The following is a 20,976-nucleotide window of genomic DNA, read 5'->3' on the forward strand; positions in this document are numbered from 1 at the left end:
CTATAATATACTTTCTTTGTCCGCGCGGATATTATTTCATAGCTTTCCAATCAGCAGAAAACCAATAGTACACATTAATTCTGGAAGGGGAAATGAAGAATGCCGAATAAAAAAATCTTATCATCATCAATAGGGCTGCTAATACTCGGCATTATTATTATTGCCGCAAATTTACGTGCTCCCTTAACCTCGGTCGGTCCTTTAGTGGGTCTTATAAGGGAAGACGTTCATATCTCCAATACTTTTGCAGGCCTGATAACAACGGTCCCTTTACTTACCTTTGCTTTATTATCGCCTGTAGTACCAAAACTAGGACGCAGGTATGGAGTAGAACTTTTAATTTTGTTTGCCCTGATCTTTTTGACTGTTGGTATTGTAATACGTTCTTTATCTGGCGCTGCAAATCTGTATATTGGAACTGCAATTCTTGGATTTGCAATTGCCGTTTGTAATGTATTAATGCCAAGTTTAATCAAACGTGATTTTCCTAATAAAATCGGTGCCATGACTGGTATCTTTGGAATTTCTATGAGTTTATCTGGAGCGATCGCATCGGGAATTAGTGTACCGCTAGCCGCAAACGTAGGTATAAAATGGCAGGGAGCGTTGGGAATATGGGGGATCCTAAGCTTTGTATCGATCCTCTGCTGGTTGCCTCAATTAAGGAAACATACGAAGCAAACAACCTCGACGAGTCAACAGATGGCCTGCAATAATGTTAATGTTTGGCGTTCCCCTCTCGCCTGGCAAGTAACCTTGTTTATGGGTATGCAGTCCATGATTTTCTATGTGCTGATCGCATGGTTGCCTGAAATTTTAAAGCAGCAAGGCATTGACTCCAGCCAATCAGGATGGTATCTCTCAATAATGCAGTTAGCGCTACTTCCCTTTACCTTTATTGTCCCCGTTATTGCTGGGCGAATGTCAAGTCAACGTTCGTTAGTGGTCATCACAACCCTTTTGCTTTTGACGGGAACGCTCGGACTGCTTTACGGAAGCTCCAATATCATTCTGTTGTGGATCATCATACTCGGAATTGGTGGAGGCTGCGCCTTTAGCTTGTCCATGATGTTTTTCGGTTTACGTACTAAAAATGCGCAGCAAGCGGCGGAACTGTCTGGTATGGCACAATCGATCGGATATCTGCTTGCCGCAATCGGCCCTGCCCTTATAGGATATCTCCATGATGCGACAAATAGTTGGAACCTGCCTCTTTTCATTCTAATTGGAGCTTCGGTCTTTCTCTTTTTAGTCGGTATAGGAGCAGCAAGAAATCGTTTTGTAGATAGCCGAAATAGTTACGACGAAATAAACTCAAGTTACATTGGCTAATACCCCTTTCTTTTCATCGTTGATCCAATAACATTTGGCACGTACGAAGACGCTATCGGACACAGTTGACCTTCAGCGCAGCATTATTCCACTTTTGGGATGTTAACGGACCGCATAGCAATTGGCAAGAAAAACACCCAATATTAACCTCTCCAAATGAAATAGCGTCAGTGGAGTCCGAAAGACTGCCTCAAAGGTGGTACTGATGACGATACTGACGGCGGCATGTTGAAGCTAGCAACCAACAAGCCAGAATAACAAAACAGCGATTCTCTAATAACATGAGAATCGCTGTTTTTGCTGTTTATTACGATTTGAAAATGACCCGGAGCGAACCTTAATACTACACATATACGGTATAATCGTGCTGCTGCAGAAGCACCTTCGCACGTTCCATATCGTGCTCCTGACGAAAAGATAGGCGCATAATACCCGGCACATCTTCACGACTCTCGATGATTTGTACGTTGCTAAGGTTAATGCCTTGGTCCCCCAGCTCAGTAGCAATACGTCCGATAATCCCCGGATGATCCGGTACATCAATATGTAGGTCAAATAAAGGTGCTATCATGCCTTTACGCCGTTCAGGCAACTGACTGCGGAAGCCATTCGCTTCTTGGAAGGCCTCTTCAATTCCTACGCCATCTTCACTTTCCAGTAGACGAACAAAAGAAGAAACTTCCTCGTTCCAATCCTTCAATAAACGAAGCATTACGGAACGATTGTTCAGCAAAATGTCTCGCCAAATTATAGGATCACTGGAAGCAATCCGAGTGATATCCCGAAAGCCTCCTGCAGCTAGCGTACTATATAAGGAGTCAGTATCGTCATAGGCACGAATTTGATTTACCAAAGCAACAGCAATAATATGCGGTAAATGACTAATGGCACCTACAATCTCATCATGGCGTTCTGGATCAAGGCGTACAATCTGCGCTCTTGTGTGGTGTAGTAAAGACTCCAGTGCATGATAAGCCTCGTCTGGTACGCCTGGAGGAGGCGTCAACACATAATAGGCATTCTCAAATAGCAATGATGAAGCTGCCTCAACACCTGATCGCTCTGATCCTGCCATTGGGTGTCCGCCGATAAAATGTACTCCAGGAATTTCTAAGGAGACCGCACATGCGGCAATACTAGCTTTCGTGCTTCCTACATCTGTAATAATGCAGCCGGGTTTTAGAGGCAATTTACTTAATTGCTGCAGATAATCCTCTAACATCCCTACCGGTACACACAAAAAAATGAAATCAGCATCAAGTGCTGCTTCTTCAACAGAAAGCGTGGCATGGTCTACCACACCTCTGCTTATATATTTACTTACGAATTCAGGACGGTGGGCATGCCCTACGACGGTCAGGCCCTCCTTGCCTTTAAAGCAAAGGGCCAGTGAGCCTCCGATCAGACCGACACCGAATATAGCTATTTTTGTCGTCATGTTCTTTGAACTACCTGCCTTTTTTAGTCTAGTCATGCTGTTTACTACTAGGCGCGCACACCATACTCTATAAGAATTTGTTCCAGAGCGGTTATAAACGCTGTATTCTGCTCTGCCGACCCAACAGTAACACGAATATAAGTAGGGTAAACTTGATGACCTGCTCTTACTATGATTCCTTTACGCATCAAAGCATCGAAAACCTCTGTAGCTGGCTTACGAACATCTACCATAATGAAGTTCCCGTGTGCAGGGAAGGATTCTAGGCCCAGACGTTTGAATTCAGCTTGTAATTGGACAATACCCGCGCTATTAAGGCGACGGCATTCCTCTACGTATTCTTGGTCATTCAAGGCAGCCAGAGCCGCCGCTTGCGCAAGACGAGAGGTATTGAAAGGCTCGCGTACCTTGTTGATCAATGAAATAATTTCAGGACTAGCAACACCATAACCAATACGCAATGCAGCTAAGCCATAAATTTTGGAGAATGTACGAAGCACAACCAGATTCGCATAACGATTTAATAATTGGATACCGTTTGAGTAAGAAAGATCTGTTACGTACTCACAGTACGCTTCATCAAGGACAACCATTACATGGGAAGGAACAGCATCAAGGAAAGAAATCAAGGCTTCCTCGGGTACAATTGTACCCGTTGGGTTATTTGGATTACAGATCCAGATAACCTTCGTACGGTCCGTAATACGGGCCAGCATCCCATCCAGATCATGTGTACCCTTTACAAGTGGTACCTCGATGGACACGGCACCTTCGATATCTGCGTTACTCTTATAAACAGAGAAGGTCTGATCAGCCATGAGTGTCTCATCACCCGGCAAGAAGAAGGCGCGAGCAATAAGTGCAATAATCTCATCAGAGCCACAGCCAAAAATAATATTATCGCTATTCACACCAAGACGGCTGGCAAGTGCTGCCGTCAACTCAACGGCCGATCCATCTGGATATAGATAAAGATTATCAAGCTCTGCTAGAATAGCCTCTTTAGCACTCGGGGAAGCTCCATACGGGTTCTCATTGGATGCAAGCTTAATAACCTCACTTAAGCCGAGCTCTTTCTTAACTTCGTCTATAGGTTTCCCTGGTTTGTAGACAGGGAGATTAACTATATTCGGTTTTGGATTCATGAATAGTCCTCGCTCTCCATAGTTGATTACTCCACTATACACAGGTCAAAATGACACTGTTATGGTCTTTTTAATTGTGCCACAAATTCTCGAATTTGCAACAGCCCTTCATTCCGTGTAGCGGGATTATCGAGCAACGGAATGACCTCTTCTATTTTGCGAACAATGGCACTACCTACCACCACACCATCGCAAATCTGAGCAAAACGGGCAACCTGTTCGCCAGTTGAGATCCCAAATCCTACAGCTACTGGCAGATCCGTTGCTTGACGCACGGAGTCTATAAATGCCTCTACATCAGCATGGAAAGTGGATCGTTCCCCTGTCACACCTAACGAGGATACACAATAGATAAACCCACTCGCACCTGAGACAATCTTCGCAATACGTTCACTTGAGGTCGGTGCAACTAGTGGAATGAGATTAACGCCAACCTCACTACTGCGGCGGCGCATCTCCTCTGATTCCTCGACAGGAAGATCTGGAATAATAAGTCCACTAATCTCATGAGCATTCAGTTCTGCGAAAAATGTATCCAGCCCCATTTGCAGGATAGGATTGTAATAGGAAAACAAAATAAAGGGCAAGCCGCTTCCGGCTTGACGAGCTTTTAACGCGGTCTCCATACAGGTACGCAGGTGAACCTCCCCCCGCAGAGCTCGTGCAGACGCTCGCTGAATAACAGGACCATCTGCTAGCGGATCAGAGTAAGGTACTCCTAGCTCCAGAATATCTGCACCTGCCGTCTCCAGTTCTGCGATGATGGCAAGCGTAGTCTCCAGATCAGGGTCTCCAACCGTCAGAAAAGGAATTAATGCCGTCCGCTCTTCAGCTTTAAGCTTCCGGAATACCAAATCCATTCGGTTTGTAGTTTCGGTTGTCATTCGTTTCCCTTCCCTTCTGTGTACGCCATGATCGATTCCACATCTTTGTCTCCCCGGCCTGACAGGCAGATAACAACAATATCATCCTTGGTAAGGGTTGGACCCATCTTCACAACATGGGCTATCGCATGTGCAGACTCCAAAGCTGGAATAATACCTTCCGTTACACATAGCAGCTTCAGTGCATCGAGCGCCTCTGCATCCGTAATCGGAACATATTTTGCGCGTTCGATATCTTTTAAATAGGAGTGTTCAGGACCTACACCAGGATAATCCAGACCTGCGGAGATGGAATGAGCCTCTGTTACTTGACCATGCTCATCCTGTAGTAGATAACTCATCGAACCCTGGAATACGCCATGAGTCCCTTTACTCATCGTCGCCGCATGAAATGGTGTATCAATTCCTTTGCCTGCTGCCTCAACACCAATCATACCGACGCCTTTATCCTCTACGAATGGATAGAACATACCGATAGCATTACTGCCGCCACCTACAGCAGCAACAAGCACATCCGGCAGTCTTCCTTCAGCCTCCAGAATCTGGCGCCGCGTTTCATCACCAATAACCCGCTGAAAGTTACGAACCATCATCGGATAAGGATGTGGGCCTACGGCAGAACCGAGAATGTAAAAAGTATCTTCCACATTGCTAACCCAGTAGCGAAGCGCTTCGTTGCCGGCATCTTTTAAGGTGCGCGATCCGGATGTAACCGGAATCACTTCAGCACCAAGCAGCTTCATACGGAATACATTGAGTGCCTGGCGACGAGTATCCTCTTCCCCCATAAACACCTTACATTCCATACCAAGTAGGGCTGCAACCGTAGCCGTAGCTACACCATGCTGACCAGCTCCAGTCTCAGCGATCACCTTGGTTTTACCCATCATTTTAGCCAGAATTCCCTGACCAATGGCATTGTTAATCTTATGAGCACCCGTATGATTCAAATCTTCACGCTTCAAATATATTTTTGCTTCTCCCAGATGTTTACTTAGGCGCTCCGCATAATACAGTGGGGTCTCCCGTCCGGAATATTGCTTTAAAAGATAATCTATTTCTTCTTGAAAAGCAGGGTCTGCCGAATACTTCTCATAGGCTTCCTCCAGCTCAATCAATGCAGTCATCAAAGTTTCGGGCACGAAGCGCCCTCCGAATGAACCGAAACGTCCATGCTGGTCCGGTACTTGTGTCATGATTGCTTCACCCTTTCCACAAAAGCTGTCATTTTAATAATATCTTTATCGCCTTCACTCTCTACTCCACTAGATACGTCTACTCCGTACGGAGAATAAGTATCTAGCAACTCTCCTACGTTATTAGGATGAAGTCCGCCAGCCACAAATAACGGCAAACCATTTCGTAGTGCGATTTCCTGATAATGAGGCAACCTCTCCCAAGCGAACGTGCGCCCTGAGCCGCCGCTCTGCTGAGGATCATAAGTATCTAACAATACAGCATCAACGAAGCCTGCGTATTGTTCCAATGTATATTTGTTATCAGCGTCATCACGCTCTTTATCAGCAACAGACAATGCCTTCCACACCTGAACCTGTGGGAAAGCTTGCCGAACCTTTTGACAAAAGGCTGGACTTTCCTCTCCATGTAGCTGAATGACATCTAGTGACACAACAGAGAGCAGTTCGCTCAGCTCATCCAGCTCTGGATTAACAAAAACCCCAGCAGCTTTAGGTTTTTCACTAGTCTTCCATTGCGGAAGTTCAGCGATCAGTACGGAAGCACGCTCCAGAGTAACCCTGCGACGACTAGGAGCGAATACAAATCCAATATAATCTAGTGGTAAGTGTAACATAGATTTTAGCACTTCAACGTCCTGAAGTCCACAGATTTTTACCAATGTCTCAGCCATGCCGGACACGGTCCTTTCCATTTGGAAGCATTCCTAGCAATCCATTTACCGCTTCTTCTACATTTGCTTGACGCATTAAATATTCCCCTACGAGTACCCCGTGAGCGCCAGTCGTTCTTAAGTAGTCAATATCACTTGGCCCTGCAATTCCGCTTTCACTGATCACAGGAACCCCTTGAGGTACTAGCGCTGCCAGCTCTGCCGTTGTCTCTAGGGATGTCTCAAAGGTACGCAGATTACGATTATTAATACCCAGCAGAATATTAGGATGTGTTATCTTGTCTGTACTTAATACCACCGCAAGCTCATTCCGGTCATGGACTTCGATTAATACATCCATTCCAAGCCCAGTAGCTATTTCTATGAAATGAGACAGTTTATCCGGTGTCAAAATAGCAACGATTAACAACACCGCATCTGCTCCAAGAATACGCGCTTCATAAATCTGTTTCTCATCGATAATAAAATCTTTACGAAGCAGCGGCAGATTTACAGCTTCCTTCACTTGCTGCAAGTAAGCAGCGCTGCCCTGAAAATAATCCGTATCCGTCAAAACAGATAAACAATCAGCGCCACCTGCTTCATAACCTTTTGCAATGGAAACAGGATCGAAATCTTCACGAATCAGCCCTTTTGAAGGGGATGCCTTCTTTACCTCTGCAATCAAACCCAAATCCCTGTTCTTCCCTTGGGTCAGAGCCTTACGAAAGCCTCTAGTCTGAGGGAGTGCTGCTATATCACGTTCAGCTTGAGCTAGAGAAAAACTATCACTGAGCGCCTCCACCTCTTTGATCTTTGTAGCGACAATTTTATCAAGATACATAATTAAGCTCCTCCGTCATCACAACAAGCTGTTTCAGCTTGGATAATGCCTTACCCGAATCCACTACTTCTTTAGCTTTCTCGACGCCTTCGGCCATGGTATCTGCCAGACCCGCAACATATATACATGCTCCTGCATTAGCTAACACGATATCTCGGTAGGGATTGATCTCACCTTGGAGCACAGAGGTAATAATTGCTGCGTTCTCAGCTGCATCTCCACCCAAAATAGCTTCAAGTGGATGTCTGTTAAGACCTAATCCCTCCGGAGTAATTTCATAAGTGGTCACTACACCCTCTTTTAGTTCAGACACTAATGTAGAGGCTGAGATGCTGATCTCGTCCAGACCATCCGAACTGCTTACAACCATTGCACGCTTGGAACCCAGCTCCTTCAGTACATTCGCCACCGTCTCCGTCTTATTCCGGTCATAAATCCCTAGGAGCTGACGGTCAGCTCCAGCGGGGTTCGTAAGAGGACCCAGCATATTGAAGATCGTACGTACACCAAGCTCTTTACGAGGAGCTGCGGCATGCCGCATCGAAGGATGATAAATTTGGGCGAATAAAAAGCAAATCCCGATACGGTCCAGACATTCCCGGGCTTGGTCTGCATTCAGATGAATGTTTACGCCAAGGGCTTCAAGTACATCCGCACTTCCCGCTCTGCCTGAAGCAGAGCGATTTCCATGCTTGGCAACTCTTACAGAAGCCGCTGATGAAATAATCGCTGAGGCGGTTGAAATATTAAATTTATGGATGCCGGAACCGCCCGTACCACAAGTATCTAACAAGCGTGCGCGATCAGTCAGTACGGATGTGCCGAACCCTCTCATAGCTTCTGCAAAACCCGTAATCTCCTCCACGGTTTCTCCTTTAATTCGTAAAGCGGTCAGCAGTGAACCGATTTGCGCTTGTGAAGCATCTCCTTGCATTATAGCACCCATTATATCCCGTGCTTCTGTACGTGTAAGATTCTTGCCTTCGATTAGTCCGGCGATTCCTGATTGAATTAATTTCGCTCTATCCATAATGTTCTTCCTCCCAGCCTTAATGAGTTACTATATAAATCAAACCACTTGTTCAGGGGTATATTCGTACATATAATCTTGGTTGATAACTTGTTTCTCTTTCACTTCGGATGGAAACATAGCTTCTGCCATACGAATAGCTTTCAGCATGCCCTTCGCCTTATTCACCGTTTCTTCATACTCTTTCTCGGGAACCGAATCCCAAACGATACCTGCTCCGGCCTGTACGTACGCACGACCTTTCCGGAAGATGATGGTACGAATGGTGATACATGAATCCATATTTCCTGAGAATCCCAGATAGCCAATAGCCCCAGCGTAAGCACCACGTGCCTCTTGTTCAAGTTCAGCGATAATCTCCATGGCCCGCAGCTTAGGAGCACCTGAGACGGTACCGGCTGGCAGACAGGAGAGGAAAGCATCAAAGAAATCTTTATCCTCACTGAGCGTGCCTGACACATTCGAGACCATGTGCATGACATGGGAGTATCTTTCAATCTCCATAAAGGAATCACATTTTACTGAACCAAATTTGGATACTCTCCCTAGATCATTACGACCCAGATCAACAAGCATCAAATGTTCCGCACGTTCTTTTTCATCCTCCAAGAGCTCGGCAGCATACGCCCGGTCTGATGCTTCACTGTCACCCCTTGGTCTAGTTCCAGCAATCGGCCTTGTTTCCACACGATTTCCATCCACCTTTACGAGCGCTTCAGGTGATGTGCCAACAATAATCTCCTCGTCCATTTTCAAATAGTACATATAAGGAGAGGGGTTAAGAGTTCTGAGCATCCGGTATACATGCAATGGAGAAACTTCCGTTTCAATATGCAACCGCTGTGACAATACCACTTGAAAAATATCGCCTGAGCGAATATATTCTTTCGCCTGTTCTACATTGTTGATGTACTGCTCTTTAGTGAGGTTAGAATGAATCTCTCCAAGCTCGATATCCTGCGGAATGCTGCGGCGATTCACATTTTCCTTAGGGCCTTCTTTTTGCAGATCTTCGGCCATTGCCTCCAGCTTACGACTCAGGCTTTCATAATTGGATCGGATATCCGAATCTGTATCTCCGTCTTTTACATGCAGGTTACCAACAAGCAGAATCTGTTGCTTCACATGGTCAAAAACAATGATCCGATCGCAAAACATAAATCTTATATCATCCATTTGGAGATCATCCACAGGATGCTGAGGTAACTTCTCATAATACTGAAGCAGATCATATCCGAAAAATCCGATAGCCCCTCCAGTAAATGGAGGCATTTCGTCAAGCTTAGGACTACGGTATGAACGGAGTAACGCTTTAAGCTCCTCAATCGGCTTTCCGTATAGTTGCTTCTTCTCTCCGCCGACTTCTACGTTAATTGCACCCTTTTTACCGGATATCATCAAAAAGGGATCGCTACCGATGAACGAATACCGTGCCCATTGTTTTCCACCCTCTACACTTTCGAGCAAGAACGCGCGATCACGTTCAGCGAAACGTTGGAATAACCGGATAGGTGTTTCCATATCCGCGAGCAGTCGCTTTACAACAGGAATCAGATTATAATCCCGCGATAGCTTTATCACCTCTTGAACACTTGGATTCGTCATTGTTAGATGCCCCCTTAGATATATGAATGGTTCCGAAATACAAAAAAACCCTCTACCGAAGTAGAGGGTTTGTGTTAGTAAGTATATGTTTTTGAGCATAGATCAGCATTATTATGTAGTGTCTACAGACTTATCCCTAAATAAGATATTTCACTGATGATAAATGACTTCAGTGCATATCAAAATAAAGACTCTGCTTACACGGTACATGCTAATCTAAAAAAAATTCTCGCACTCTGCTCAACTATACTCATCTCAACTAAACTAAACTCTTCTATACTCGGCTAACTACACTATACATGATGACAAGGGTCATTGACAACCCACAACTACAATTTAAGACTTACTCTCTGATAAATCCGGACGTAGCTTCTGAGCCTCATTCAGATAAACGTGGCGAATCTCACGCTGCGATTTATCTGTATTAATCTGTACCATCAACCGGATACACATCGGCAAGCTTCCTTTAACCGGGATTTCCGTTGAACACATAAGTGGAACCATTTCCCAGCCCTCAATCTCACGAATAGCTCTTGCAGGAAATGTAGCATCCAGATCATTGGTCATCGTAATCCAGACATTGCTTATATTCTCAGCGATAACATCATTACGTTCTACGATCTCCCGCAGCAGTATAACGGTCTCACGTAAAATCTCTGCCTCTTCGTTCTTAGTCACGGTTGTTGCTCCGCGAATTCCTCGGTTTACCACGGTCTTCCCTCCTTCTTAAGCTCTGCGAGAACCTCTCGCACAAGCGACTCCTGCACATCGTTCACAATGCTTACAGAGCCTATGGCATCAGGCACGATAAAGGTCATCTTGCCTTCCTTGAATTTCTTATCATGCATCATAGCGTCCATCAGTTCATCTTCATCATACTCGGAAGGAAGCCGTACAGGCAGTGACAACGCGGTCAGCATAGATACAGTATCCTCATAAATAGAAGCATCCCGCCCAAGCTTCGCAGCCAATAGCGCTGAACCCGCCATCCCAATCGCAATCGCTTCTCCATGCAGAAACACACCGTACCCACCAACGGCTTCAATGGCATGTCCGATCGTATGTCCAAGGTTCAATATCGCCCGAAGTCCATGCTCACGCTCATCATTCGCCACTACATCTGCCTTAATTGCACAGCCACGCTCTAAAGCATAACCTAAGGCTTCGACATTCAGCGCTAGCAGCTCTTCGGCATGATCACGACACCAATAGGCGAACTCTTTGTCCACGAGGAGACCGTGCTTTACCACTTCAGCCAGACCTGATGAAACTTGCCGTGCTGGAAGAGTACGTAGTGTGTCCAAATCGTAGAGTACCATTGACGGTTGATAGAAGGCCCCTATCATATTTTTGGCTAATGGATGATTGACAGCCACTTTACCACCCACACTACTATCATGAGCTAGAATCGTCGTCGGAATTTGCAAAAACCCGATTCCACGCATATAGGTTGCTGCTACAAATCCTGCTAAATCGCCAACCACTCCGCCGCCTAAAGCTAAAACCGCTGAATTGCGGTCTAATCCAGCTTGAATCGCGGTTGTCATAACTTCTTCATACACGGCTAATGATTTAGAGGCTTCACCTGCCGTCATTATGTGACTAACCACTGTATAACCGTGAGAACGCAAAGCTTCTTCAAGAGCTGGCAGGTACCTTGGTGCTACTTCAGTATCACTCACTACTAACAGTGGACTACGCTCCGAAAATCCGGCCTCAGCACAATAATGGGCAATGTCCTTTAGTAATCCACTACCGATAAGAATAGGATACGAACGGTCACCTAAATCTACATTAATTGTACGCATAATTAGTAACTCTCCAGCTGTGATAGGTAATTTTCATAGTTCGCTTTAATTTCTTCCAGGGAGTCGCCACCGAACTTATCAAGGAATGCTTTTGCGATTTCCCAAGCCACTACGTTCTCCAGAACAACACATGCCGCTGGAACCGCACAAGCGTCCGAACGCTCGACTTGCGCTGTAAATGGTTCTTTGGTGTCGATATCCACACTTTGAAGCGGTTTATAAAGGGTAGGGATCGGCTTCATGACACCGCGAACTACAACAGGCATGCCGTTAGTCATACCACCTTCAAAACCACCTAAGCGATTACTTGCACGGTAGTATCCTTTAGAAGCTTCATACATAATTTCATCATGGACTTGCGATCCACGCAATTTGCCAGCTTCAAACCCAATGCCAATTTCAACGCCTTTGAATGCATTAATCGACATTACCGCCCCAGCGATTGCTCCGTCAAGCTTCCGGTCAGACTGTACATAACTGCCAAGTCCGACAGGAAGTCCTTCGACGATACATTCAACGATTCCACCGATGGAGTCGCCCTCTTCCTTAATCTGATCTATGTAAGCCTCCATCTTCTGTTCTGTTTCTTTGTCGACAACTCTGACAGAGGACTGTTCTGTCCGCTCAATCAGCTCATCGATAGGCAGATCGTTAGCAGGCGCTTCAATTTCACCGATACGAATAACTTGCCCTGCTACCTTCACGCCAAAAGCTGCAAGCAGCTGTCTCGCTACAGCGCCACATGCGACTCTGGCTGCTGTTTCGCGAGCACTGGAGCGTTCCAGTACGTTACGAAGATCCGTATGGTTGTACTTCAATCCGCCATTCAGGTCTGCATGGCCAGGACGCGGCCGATTTACGCGGCGTTTTTCTTCGTCACTGCCAGGAATAGGCTCGATATTCATGATGTTCTTCCAGTGAGTCCAGTCTTTATTCTCTACTATCAAGGCTACTGGAGCACCTGTAGTATAGCCATGACGCACTCCACCTACAATTTGTGCCGTATCTTTCTCAATCTGCATGCGACGTCCGCGTCCATAACCCTTTTGTCGACGCTGTAATTGAAAATTAAGCTCTTCAAAATCCAATGTCAAATTACTTGGCAATCCCTCAATAATGGCCGTAAGCTGGGGGCCGTGCGTTTCCCCCGCTGTTAAATAGCGCAAACTCATGCTGCGTTCCCCCTTTTATACTTTTAAACTGTAAACCGCTAAAATCCTAATGATCTTTGCTCATTATAGTATAGGCAATCCTCTTTGACAAGAAAGGGATCTTCCCAAAATGACTCCATTCGCGGCAAAATGAATGCGCTTTGACTTAAAGAAAAAGCGCCATTCATACTCAATAGAGTATAAATGGCGCTCCTCGGCTCGGTCCGGCAATTGTTAGCTTCCGATCCGCTGACTTGTTGAAGGAAATGTAGACTTACGCTCTTCCAGTTGCAGAAGGCGCTTCAATTGCATTTCTTCTACACCGAGAATTTGCCCGCACTCACGAACGGTAATAAAGCCTCGTTTGTACGCGGCAATGACCTTGCTTTTGTCCATCAGTTTAACGATCCTTTCGCTTAGCTTACAGATTCTACTACCCAGTATCACTGAACGATAGCGAAAGTATACCTAAAAAAGTACACAGATGAAGGAGCAAGAAGTATTTATTTTTTACGATAGAAAAAGGTTTCCGTCGATTCAAAGCCATATTGCGCTGGCGTAAAGATCTGCTCTGTACTGCCTACAAACAAATACCCGCCTGGACGTAAACTAGCCGAAAACTTATGGTAGAGCTTATTCTTCGCCTCTTCAGTAAAATAGATCATTACATTGCGACAAATGATAAGATCAAAACCCTCATCGAACTTGTCCAGCAGTAGGTTCTGTTTACGGAAATCTATGTTTTTCTTAAGTGTGTCGCTAACCTTGAATAATGGACCCTCGGGTTTAAAATAACGCGCAGCAACATCATTAGGCACATCCTTCAAAGAACGTTCCAGATACAAACCTTGCTTTGCTTTAGAAAGCGCACCGTCGTCAATATCCGTAGCCAGAATGCCAGTCTGTCCCAATAAATTCTTATCCGATAAAATCATAGCCAGCGTATAGGGCTCTTCTCCAGTGGAACATGCAGCGCTCCACAGTTTCAATCTGCGGCCAGATTGTTGCAAATCAGGAAGAATGATATCTCGCAGTACTTCCCACCGATTCGGATTCCGCCAAAACTCGGAAACATTAATCGTCATTCGGTCCAAAAATTCATAAAATAATTCCTTGTCCTTCATCATTGCGGCAAAAAAATCACTAAAGGTTTGATATCCATTCTTCACACGAAGAGTCGTTAAACGCCGCTTCATCTGCGCTTCTTTATACTGAGCCAGATCAATTCCGGTGCTTTGCTTAACATGATGAATAAACCCGATGTAATCTGAATCTGCTGTTAATGCTGCAACATTACGATCAGACATGTTAATCCCCCGCCTCCCGCTTGGCTCCTACATCCAGACTGCGATCTCTTTGTTATAAAGATTCAATTCATCTGGAGTAAAGAAATTAGCAATTTCTCGTTCTGCACTTTCAGGCGAGTCAGATCCATGAATTAAATTAAGCGGTGTATGGCTGGCAAAGTCGCCTCGAATCGTACCCGGCAAGGCTTCTCCTACCTTCGTCTTACCAATGAGCGTACGGGATAATGCTACAACATCATCACCTTCCCATACCATTGCAAACACAGGACCTGAAGTTATAAAAGAAACCAACTCTGCAAAAAAGTCCTTGCCAGCATGCTCCGCATAATGTCTTTTTGCTTGGTCTTCACTGACTGTAATCAGCTTTGCAGCGACCAGCTTAAAGCCCTTATCTTCAAAGCGTGAGACAATACGCCCAATTAATCCACGTTGTACTCCATCCGGTTTGACCATCAGATACGTCTTTTCCATAGAGGCACTCTCCAATTTCCCATTAGCTGGGTTGTTTTGACGCTATCTTAACAGAAACCGCGCCTTCTGGAAACGTTTAATTTCACGATCACCAAAATACTAATAAGCTCTGCCTGTTACAAAAAAGGCAATATCGCGCAGATTACGCTTAGTCTTGTTGTTAGGCAACTGATCTAGCGCAGCAAGTGCCTTCGCGATATAACGCGAAGCCAACTCCTCAGAACGGGCAATTCCGTCTCCAGAAAGAATAAGATCAATAGCACGCCCTACTGTACTGTGCCCTTCACGAATAGACTTCAACTCCTCAAGAAGCGGAGCTCGCAATCTTTCATCTTCCAGGCTATAAATGACAGGGAGGGTGATGTTCCCTTGCCGCATATCACTACCTGGAGGTTTACCGATTTGCTTCTCGGTGCCTGAGAGGTCAAGTAAATCATCCCGAATCTGGAAGGCCATCCCTACATTATATCCATAATTATAAAGTAGACGAGCCACCTCTGGTTCAGCTTCAGCAGCAAGTGCACCCAATTGGCAGCTGACTGCAATCAACAGCGCTGTTTTGCGGCGAATCCGCCGCAGGTAATGACGCACACTTTGCTCACTGTTGAAGAAGTCACGAATCTGCTCCATCTCTCCGATCGACATTTCAATCATGGCCTTGGACAAAATCTGATGAATTCGCGGATTCTTCAGCTCCGTCGTCATCACCAGTGCTTTCGCATATATGTAGTCACCGGTGTACATGGCAATTTTATCGCCCCATTTGGCCTTAACAGTAAGTTCACCTCGGCGCAGTTCTGCATCGTCAATGACATCATCGTGAACTAGTGAAGCGCTATGAATGAGTTCTAGCGGTATCGCCACACGTTTCAGCTTCTCAAGATCATACTTACCAAATTTCCCACCCATCAAAACGAATACGGGACGCAATCTTTTACCGCCAGCTTTTAATAAATGCAGAGAAGTCTCAGTTAGTAGGTCGTCATCACCCTGTACGCTACGGTACAAATCTTTTTCAATCTGATCCATGTCTCTGTTCAGTAATCCGAATATTTGCAGTCGTTTCATTCTTTCACCCGTGTCAACAGTTTATGACTCCAAATCTCCATCTTCACTGCCTGCGGCAGCAGACCCATCTCATAGGCATAGCGGAAATAGAGGTTCAGACCTTTCTGCTGCCTTTCTCCAAAATCATAGCATAAATTGCGAAAGTACCCTTCCCAATAAGACTTAGTCCCTCCAATTGTCGTACAGGCTGCAAGTACTATAGGATCTAAATCACTTAGCCCCCGCAGTTTACTCTCAGCAAAAGCTTCTGCAATCTCCGCAATGGCTTCCGGTTTATCATTCGCAGCTTTTCGATTCACTGCCCAGACTGCAAAGGTCATCCCTAAGCCCGTCCATTCTTTCCAAAGCTCCGCCAGATCCGTAACGATATACCCTTGATCCTGCCAAGAGGCTTTAATCGCATGATCACCAATGAGTAAGCAGGCATCTGCTTGATGCATCATGGCATTCAAATCAGGATTAGCACTAATATATTCTGGTTTATTGCCAAAAGCCTTTTCCATTAAAATTTTCAGCAAATTTACCGATGTTGCAGAAGTGTTCGTAACAGCCATCGTGCCGGAACCTATCTGTGCAAGAGGCACCCGAGAAAAAAGAAATATTGACCTCACAGGACCGTCCGCACTTACCGATAAATCAGGTAACAGCAATAACTTATCGCTGGCTTCAGCATACGCAAAAGAGGATAATGCACCCACATGAATCGTTCCACGACTCATCCCCTGATTAAGAATGGCAGGTACCTCACTCACCATCTCTGCCGGATATTTCAGTGCAGAGGGATGAAAATTGTGAAATACCGGCCATGAGTTAGTATAGCTGATTTTGCCTATGATGGTGTGGCTGTTATTCTCCATCCTTTCAATCCCCCCATCTGCGAAATAATTGATGTTCAATATTAAAGCTGTCAAGCACTTTACCCACCATGAAATTAATCAGATCATCCATACTTTGTGGCCCAAAGTAAAACGCCGGCATTGCCGGAATGATCCGAACCCCCAGACGGGACAGCTTCAACATATTCTCAAGATGAATAGCATGCAGAGGTGTCTCACGAGGAACAAGGACCAGCGGACGCCCTTCCTTAAGCATAACATCAGCAGCACGAGTCATCAGATTGTCGGAGGTTCCATTAGCAACCGCAGACAATGTTCCCATGGAACAAGGCATAATAATCATCCCTTCCACACGAAACGAACCGCTTGCAATAGACGCACCGATATCAGCGACAGGATGATAAAGTAGAGAACCGGGATAGCCTTTGAACTTTTCGTTCAAAAAGCCTTCCCGGTCTGATGCGATATAACCTAGTTCTTCTTTAAAAACGCGCCAGCCCGCATTACTTACGACCAAATGAACGGAGTAGCCCAGCGATAGCAACGTTTCGATCAGACGAATACCATAGATAGCACCGCTTGCCCCTGTAATTCCAACCACGAAGTTTTTCGGTTTAGTAAGCGTCATTTTTTGAAATGCACCACCAAGTCAATCAAAGTGAAAGAGAACACCACGATGCTCAGCACGCCGTTCATAGTGAAAAAAGCTGTCTGTAACCGACTGAGATCACTCGGAGATACGATATAATGCTCATAAAAAAGAATAATATAAGCGAGGATCATACCTGCTACATACCACCAGCTTAAATCCGTCAAAAACAACAGCGATACGAATCCAATCGCCGTGAGAATGTGAAACACGCGAGCAATAACTAGCGCGCCCTGAACCCCAAACCGCACCGGAATGGATTTCAAGCCCTCTTTAAGATCAAACTCAACATCCTGACAAGAGTATATAACATCAAAACCAGCCGTCCAAAACACTATTGTGAAGTAAAATACCATTGAAGTCCAATTCACACTACCGGTCACAGCTACCCAGCCGCCCAGCGGTGCAAGCGCAATGGTGAGGCCGAGGATAAGATGGCATGCCCATGTAAAGCGCTTAGTGAATGAATAGATAACAAGAAGAAATACAGCGATAGGTAACAGTTTAGCTGACAAAGGATTTAATTTAAAGGCTGCCCAAAAGAGCAAGAAAAACGAAATGCCTATAAAAATGACAACTTCACCGATCTTAAGTAACCCCGCAGGAATCGCTCTTCCCGCTGTGCGTGGATTCTTGGCATCACTGATTCGGTCTATCAATCGATTCAATCCCATAGCTGCACTGCGTGCTCCAAACATAGCGATTACAATCCAGCCAATTTGACTCCAGGATGGGAGGCTATCATTCATGACAACGGATCCCAGTAAAGCACCCATAAAGGCAAAGGGTAAAGCAAATACCGTATGTTCAAACTTAATCATTTGTAAAAAGATACCGATTTTCTTAAACATTCCCGTTCTCCTTGAGCCCAATATGTAATGCCGCGATGCCTCCGGTCAAGGGAAAGGATTCCACTTTTTGAAGTCCGGTTTCACGGAAAATAGTGGCCAGTTGCTCCCGGTCTGGGAACATTGCCAACGATTCTGGCAGCCATTTGTATTGCTCGTACCTTTTCGCGAATAACTTACCAAGCAATGGAAGCACACGCTGGAAATAAAAGAAATATACACCTTTAAACGGCTGTTTCATCGGCTTGGATAGCTCCAAACATACAACCATTCCACCAGGTTTTACTACCCGCTTCATTTCGTTAAGCACTTGAACAGGATCTGGCACATTGCGTAGTCCGAATCCAATCGTTGCATAATCAAATGCATTGTCTTCAAAAGGCAGTTCCATAGCATTGCCCTGCACCAGGGAAATACGATCCTGAAGCTTGCGCTCTTCCACTTTGCGGCGACCTACTTCAAGCATACCTGCGCTGAAATCCAGTCCGATTACATTGCCAGTCTGCGAGGCTTCCGCCAAAGCGATGCTCCAATCACAGGTTCCACAACATAGGTCAACGGCCGAATCCCCGCGCTTCATCCCCATCTTCTTCATCGTGAATTTACGCCATGCCTTGTGGCGGCGAAAGCTTAGGATGTCATTCATCAAATCGTATTTTCCAGCAATACTCTCAAATACGGAATGTACAAACTGCTCTTTTGGTTTGCTGTTGTCACCTACAGCAGTTGTCGTTTTTTCCATAGTCATCCCTTAACCCTCCACGGCTGCTTGTCCTGTGACCTTCATCTGCAGGAGAAAACGATCCAGCGCGATCTCTAGCTCTCTAAGTAAACTCTCGTCATTAACGCTTTGCAATAGTCCCTGAATAGACTGAAGCGATTGATGAAGCTTGTCCGTCAGTTGCGAATCACATTTATATTTCATTTTCAGCATCTTCCATTCCTTCTGATCAAGGTTCAGGTCTTGAAGTTGCTTGCGTTCTTCCTCCGTTGCAGTCTCCATCATCTTCCAGTAGCAATAACCATTCCCTGCATTCGCAGGATTATCACTACGAAGAAGCTCAATAGCAACGGTCTCACACTGACTGAATTCTGCCAGCAGTTTCTCCCACAACTCCACTAAGGAGTTCTCAATCATAGGCGTAAAAGAAAGGAACAGCCGCATATTCAGCTGTACCATGTGCCGCAAGTATTGTTCAGCCGAAAGACGTATGCCTCTCATCTTCACGTAGAGATTCGCTTTCAAGACATTGTAATCTGCAATCGCCTTACTCAAGATTCCAATCATCTCGATCTGATCACTCTTTGCAAGCAAATGGTAAAACCAGCTACTGAAGTAATCGCCAGCCAGTACCTTCAATTGACGGGAACGCATAGGGTCTCCCCCCCGTCTATCATTCGAACGGTCAATGACCTCATGCGTATCCAGACCTAGTTGAACAAGCGCTGTCACAAGCGTGTACAACTCTCCGGCACTTCCTTTTGCAGAAGAAGCATGATTTAGAAAAATATATAACAAATGACCCCGGCCATCAGAAAACGGCGGCAAATCCGTATGCTTCTGAATCATGTCGTAGTCGGTGTAGGGTTTAGCCAGTTGCGGTATGCAGTACGGTTTCATTTCAGCCTCCGAAGCCATTGACATAATAATAATTCATTTTGTTCACAATCTTGTCTATTATATCACATGTTTTTTTGTCACGCACTGTGGTACGCCTGAGTTTCTTTTAATCCATTCAAGGATAAATGAACTGTTTCTTCCAGAGCTCGGTTTCACTAATGCGGAAGTCCGTTTTGAGACGATCCGATATAGGATGATTACCCGCAGACTGAAGTTCATCTTGCAGCGTATAAGACCACTCAGAACGTCTGATATCCCCGGCTAACAGCAGCCGGCGGCTACCAAGCCATTTATCTTCTACCACAATGCGAAGTAGAAGTTGATCCACATTCGAGGTTTCTTGAATGGCAAAGGATATAGCCTGAGCCATATTTTGATAGAGTTCCTCAGGTTCATGATCGTTCCCGCTCACTTTCAGATCCAGTGACAGAACATGATCTTCCCAGCCTACGCTATCTATGGGTAAGGTCAACGGAAGAGCGCCCAGAACATCAACAAGATTGTCGTTGTCAAGCACTGTGTTATGGTTGCCGGTAAAAGTCTCCACTGTCCCATTTCTCTGCTGTACGGATGAGTCTAAGTCTGCCAGTTTCGGCAAAATAATAGCAGAGGTCGCAGTCAAGAGTAATACGGCACCAATCAACCAGGCTTTGTTCATGGACACGCCCCCCTTATCCATAGTACCCACTTTTTTGTGGATATGATCATTCACCCTTACTATATTTTGAAAAAAAGCAGGCTATGCCTGCTTTTCAGCTTTCGCTTTCCAATTGTCCGTGTTTCGTTAAAATCTCAGCTTTTCCGCGAATTTTCATTGCTGAGGTATGATCGGTAAACTGGGCAATCAACACCTCACCCTTGTCTAGCTTCTCTGTATGATGAAAGCGTGTATCCGTACCTCTAGTTAGCCCAATGACTTGAACGCCATTTTCTTTAGCCTTCACCACAATATAGTCGCTACCTGTCGGAAGCGGATTTTCGCTCGTATTTTTATCCGTCATCGCTGATCCTCCTCTAAACCTAATGTACAACCCATGCTATTCCAAAAAACAAATGCCGCCTTGGAGGGCGGCATAGTTGTTACTTAAAA

23 protein-coding genes are annotated in these 20,976 nt (G+C 45.3%); 1 reads left to right on the plus strand and 22 read right to left on the minus strand.

What is annotated here, in order from left to right:
- Positions 1 to 99 precede the first annotated feature (99 nt).
- Positions 100 to 1,332, plus strand: coding sequence for a CynX/NimT family MFS transporter (locus tag MHB64_RS21230; RefSeq protein WP_094870049.1), 1,233 nt, complete (start codon positions 100 to 102; stop codon positions 1,330 to 1,332).
- 343 nt (positions 1,333 to 1,675) lie between these two features.
- Here MHB64_RS21230 and MHB64_RS21235 read toward each other — a convergent pair whose 3' ends face one another.
- The 22 genes from MHB64_RS21235 to mtrB form a co-directional block, all read right to left on the minus strand.
- Complete coding sequence (locus MHB64_RS21235; protein WP_094870050.1) at positions 1,676 to 2,770, minus strand: prephenate dehydrogenase; 1,095 nt, start codon at positions 2,768 to 2,770, stop codon at positions 1,676 to 1,678.
- Between the two features lie 47 nt (positions 2,771 to 2,817).
- The gene (hisC, locus tag MHB64_RS21240) at positions 2,818 to 3,915 is read right to left on the minus strand and encodes a histidinol-phosphate transaminase (RefSeq protein WP_094870051.1); all 1,098 of its coding nucleotides are present in this window, start codon (positions 3,913 to 3,915) and stop codon (positions 2,818 to 2,820) included.
- Positions 3,916 to 3,974: 59 nt separating this feature from the next.
- Positions 3,975 to 4,799 (minus strand): tryptophan synthase subunit alpha, encoded by an 825-nt coding sequence (gene trpA, locus MHB64_RS21245; protein WP_341135328.1) that lies wholly within the window; start codon positions 4,797 to 4,799, stop codon positions 3,975 to 3,977.
- The gene (trpB, locus tag MHB64_RS21250) at positions 4,796 to 5,995 is read right to left on the minus strand and encodes a tryptophan synthase subunit beta (protein WP_042190170.1); all 1,200 of its coding nucleotides are present in this window, start codon (positions 5,993 to 5,995) and stop codon (positions 4,796 to 4,798) included. The genes trpA and trpB overlap by 4 nt, the downstream gene beginning before the upstream one ends.
- The gene (locus tag MHB64_RS21255) at positions 5,992 to 6,669 is read right to left on the minus strand and encodes a phosphoribosylanthranilate isomerase (protein WP_341136108.1); all 678 of its coding nucleotides are present in this window, start codon (positions 6,667 to 6,669) and stop codon (positions 5,992 to 5,994) included. The genes trpB and MHB64_RS21255 overlap by 4 nt, the downstream gene beginning before the upstream one ends.
- The gene (trpC, locus tag MHB64_RS21260; RefSeq protein WP_094870054.1) at positions 6,662 to 7,492 is read right to left on the minus strand and encodes an indole-3-glycerol phosphate synthase TrpC; all 831 of its coding nucleotides are present in this window, start codon (positions 7,490 to 7,492) and stop codon (positions 6,662 to 6,664) included. The genes MHB64_RS21255 and trpC overlap by 8 nt, the downstream gene beginning before the upstream one ends.
- A complete protein-coding gene (trpD, locus tag MHB64_RS21265) occupies positions 7,482 to 8,522 on the minus strand; it encodes an anthranilate phosphoribosyltransferase (RefSeq protein ID WP_094870055.1) in 1,041 nt (346 codons plus the stop codon). The genes trpC and trpD overlap by 11 nt, the downstream gene beginning before the upstream one ends.
- A 39-nt stretch (positions 8,523 to 8,561) precedes the next feature.
- Positions 8,562 to 10,127 carry an anthranilate synthase component I gene (trpE, locus tag MHB64_RS21270; RefSeq protein WP_280786594.1) on the minus strand — a complete coding sequence of 522 codons (1,566 nt, stop codon included), beginning with the start codon at positions 10,125 to 10,127 and terminating at the stop codon, positions 8,562 to 8,564.
- Between the two features lie 336 nt (positions 10,128 to 10,463).
- The gene (gene aroH, locus MHB64_RS21275; protein WP_042190180.1) at positions 10,464 to 10,838 is read right to left on the minus strand and encodes a chorismate mutase; all 375 of its coding nucleotides are present in this window, start codon (positions 10,836 to 10,838) and stop codon (positions 10,464 to 10,466) included.
- Positions 10,832 to 11,935, minus strand: coding sequence for a 3-dehydroquinate synthase (aroB, locus tag MHB64_RS21280; protein WP_094870058.1), 1,104 nt, complete (start codon positions 11,933 to 11,935; stop codon positions 10,832 to 10,834). The genes aroH and aroB overlap by 7 nt, the downstream gene beginning before the upstream one ends.
- 2 nt (positions 11,936 to 11,937) lie before the next feature.
- Positions 11,938 to 13,107 (minus strand): chorismate synthase, encoded by a 1,170-nt coding sequence (gene aroC / locus MHB64_RS21285; RefSeq protein WP_094870059.1) that lies wholly within the window; start codon positions 13,105 to 13,107, stop codon positions 11,938 to 11,940.
- A 213-nt stretch (positions 13,108 to 13,320) separates the two neighbouring features.
- Positions 13,321 to 13,482 carry a hypothetical protein gene (locus tag MHB64_RS21290; protein ID WP_170880309.1) on the minus strand — a complete coding sequence of 54 codons (162 nt, stop codon included), beginning with the start codon at positions 13,480 to 13,482 and terminating at the stop codon, positions 13,321 to 13,323.
- A gap of 107 nt (positions 13,483 to 13,589) precedes the next feature.
- Positions 13,590 to 14,393, minus strand: coding sequence for a CheR family methyltransferase (locus MHB64_RS21295; RefSeq protein ID WP_094870060.1), 804 nt, complete (start codon positions 14,391 to 14,393; stop codon positions 13,590 to 13,592).
- Positions 14,394 to 14,420: 27 nt separating this feature from the next.
- Positions 14,421 to 14,864, minus strand: coding sequence for a nucleoside-diphosphate kinase (gene ndk / locus MHB64_RS21300; RefSeq protein WP_094870061.1), 444 nt, complete (start codon positions 14,862 to 14,864; stop codon positions 14,421 to 14,423).
- Between the two features lie 99 nt (positions 14,865 to 14,963).
- Positions 14,964 to 15,932, minus strand: a complete 969-nt coding sequence (locus MHB64_RS21305; RefSeq protein WP_094876383.1) for a polyprenyl synthetase family protein — start codon at positions 15,930 to 15,932, stop codon at positions 14,964 to 14,966.
- The gene (locus tag MHB64_RS21310) at positions 15,929 to 16,789 is read right to left on the minus strand and encodes a menaquinone biosynthetic enzyme MqnA/MqnD family protein (protein ID WP_341135329.1); all 861 of its coding nucleotides are present in this window, start codon (positions 16,787 to 16,789) and stop codon (positions 15,929 to 15,931) included. The genes MHB64_RS21305 and MHB64_RS21310 overlap by 4 nt, the downstream gene beginning before the upstream one ends.
- 4 nt (positions 16,790 to 16,793) lie before the next feature.
- Positions 16,794 to 17,396: a UbiX family flavin prenyltransferase gene (locus tag MHB64_RS21315; RefSeq protein ID WP_042190195.1), complete on the minus strand. Its 603-nt coding sequence runs from the start codon at positions 17,394 to 17,396 to the stop codon at positions 16,794 to 16,796.
- Positions 17,393 to 18,268 (minus strand): UbiA-like polyprenyltransferase, encoded by an 876-nt coding sequence (locus tag MHB64_RS21320; protein ID WP_042190197.1) that lies wholly within the window; start codon positions 18,266 to 18,268, stop codon positions 17,393 to 17,395. The genes MHB64_RS21315 and MHB64_RS21320 overlap by 4 nt, the downstream gene beginning before the upstream one ends.
- A complete protein-coding gene (locus MHB64_RS21325) occupies positions 18,261 to 19,013 on the minus strand; it encodes a demethylmenaquinone methyltransferase (RefSeq protein ID WP_094870064.1) in 753 nt (250 codons plus the stop codon). The genes MHB64_RS21320 and MHB64_RS21325 overlap by 8 nt, the downstream gene beginning before the upstream one ends.
- A 3-nt stretch (positions 19,014 to 19,016) precedes the next feature.
- Positions 19,017 to 19,910, minus strand: coding sequence for a heptaprenyl diphosphate synthase component 1 (locus tag MHB64_RS21330; protein WP_341135330.1), 894 nt, complete (start codon positions 19,908 to 19,910; stop codon positions 19,017 to 19,019).
- A 91-nt stretch (positions 19,911 to 20,001) separates the two neighbouring features.
- A complete protein-coding gene (locus tag MHB64_RS21335) occupies positions 20,002 to 20,544 on the minus strand; it encodes a hypothetical protein (protein ID WP_341135331.1) in 543 nt (180 codons plus the stop codon).
- Positions 20,545 to 20,638: 94 nt separating this feature from the next.
- Complete coding sequence (gene mtrB, locus MHB64_RS21340) at positions 20,639 to 20,887, minus strand: trp RNA-binding attenuation protein MtrB (RefSeq protein WP_042190204.1); 249 nt, start codon at positions 20,885 to 20,887, stop codon at positions 20,639 to 20,641.
- Positions 20,888 to 20,976 lie beyond the last annotated feature (89 nt).

The organism is Paenibacillus sp. FSL K6-2859 (assembly GCF_038008265.1).
Taxonomy (GTDB): Bacteria; Bacillota; Bacilli; order Paenibacillales; family Paenibacillaceae; genus Paenibacillus_AQ; species Paenibacillus_AQ nitricinens.

Coding starts and splice junctions, on each gene's coding strand:
- MHB64_RS21230 (WP_094870049.1), top strand. CDS start 100: ATGCCGAATAAAAAAATCTTATCATCATCAATAGGGCTGCTAATACTC.
- MHB64_RS21235 (WP_094870050.1), bottom strand. CDS start 2,770: ATGACGACAAAAATAGCTATATTCGGTGTCGGTCTGATCGGAGGCTCA.
- hisC (WP_094870051.1), bottom strand. CDS start 3,915: ATGAATCCAAAACCGAATATAGTTAATCTCCCTGTCTACAAACCAGGG.
- trpA (WP_341135328.1), bottom strand. CDS start 4,799: ATGACAACCGAAACTACAAACCGAATGGATTTGGTATTCCGGAAGCTT.
- trpB (WP_042190170.1), bottom strand. CDS start 5,995: ATGACACAAGTACCGGACCAGCATGGACGTTTCGGTTCATTCGGAGGG.
- MHB64_RS21255 (WP_341136108.1), bottom strand. CDS start 6,669: ATGGCTGAGACATTGGTAAAAATCTGTGGACTTCAGGACGTTGAAGTG.
- trpC (WP_094870054.1), bottom strand. CDS start 7,492: ATGTATCTTGATAAAATTGTCGCTACAAAGATCAAAGAGGTGGAGGCG.
- trpD (WP_094870055.1), bottom strand. CDS start 8,522: ATGGATAGAGCGAAATTAATTCAATCAGGAATCGCCGGACTAATCGAA.
- trpE (WP_280786594.1), bottom strand. CDS start 10,127: ATGACGAATCCAAGTGTTCAAGAGGTGATAAAGCTATCGCGGGATTAT.
- aroB (WP_094870058.1), bottom strand. CDS start 11,935: ATGCGTACAATTAATGTAGATTTAGGTGACCGTTCGTATCCTATTCTT.
- aroC (WP_094870059.1), bottom strand. CDS start 13,107: ATGAGTTTGCGCTATTTAACAGCGGGGGAAACGCACGGCCCCCAGCTT.
- MHB64_RS21290 (WP_170880309.1), bottom strand. CDS start 13,482: ATGGACAAAAGCAAGGTCATTGCCGCGTACAAACGAGGCTTTATTACC.
- MHB64_RS21295 (WP_094870060.1), bottom strand. CDS start 14,393: ATGTCTGATCGTAATGTTGCAGCATTAACAGCAGATTCAGATTACATC.
- ndk (WP_094870061.1), bottom strand. CDS start 14,864: ATGGAAAAGACGTATCTGATGGTCAAACCGGATGGAGTACAACGTGGA.
- MHB64_RS21305 (WP_094876383.1), bottom strand. CDS start 15,932: ATGAAACGACTGCAAATATTCGGATTACTGAACAGAGACATGGATCAG.
- MHB64_RS21310 (WP_341135329.1), bottom strand. CDS start 16,789: ATGGAGAATAACAGCCACACCATCATAGGCAAAATCAGCTATACTAAC.
- MHB64_RS21315 (WP_042190195.1), bottom strand. CDS start 17,396: ATGACGCTTACTAAACCGAAAAACTTCGTGGTTGGAATTACAGGGGCA.
- MHB64_RS21320 (WP_042190197.1), bottom strand. CDS start 18,268: ATGTTTAAGAAAATCGGTATCTTTTTACAAATGATTAAGTTTGAACAT.
- MHB64_RS21325 (WP_094870064.1), bottom strand. CDS start 19,013: ATGACTATGGAAAAAACGACAACTGCTGTAGGTGACAACAGCAAACCA.
- MHB64_RS21330 (WP_341135330.1), bottom strand. CDS start 19,910: ATGTCAATGGCTTCGGAGGCTGAAATGAAACCGTACTGCATACCGCAA.
- MHB64_RS21335 (WP_341135331.1), bottom strand. CDS start 20,544: ATGAACAAAGCCTGGTTGATTGGTGCCGTATTACTCTTGACTGCGACC.
- mtrB (WP_042190204.1), bottom strand. CDS start 20,887: ATGACGGATAAAAATACGAGCGAAAATCCGCTTCCGACAGGTAGCGAC.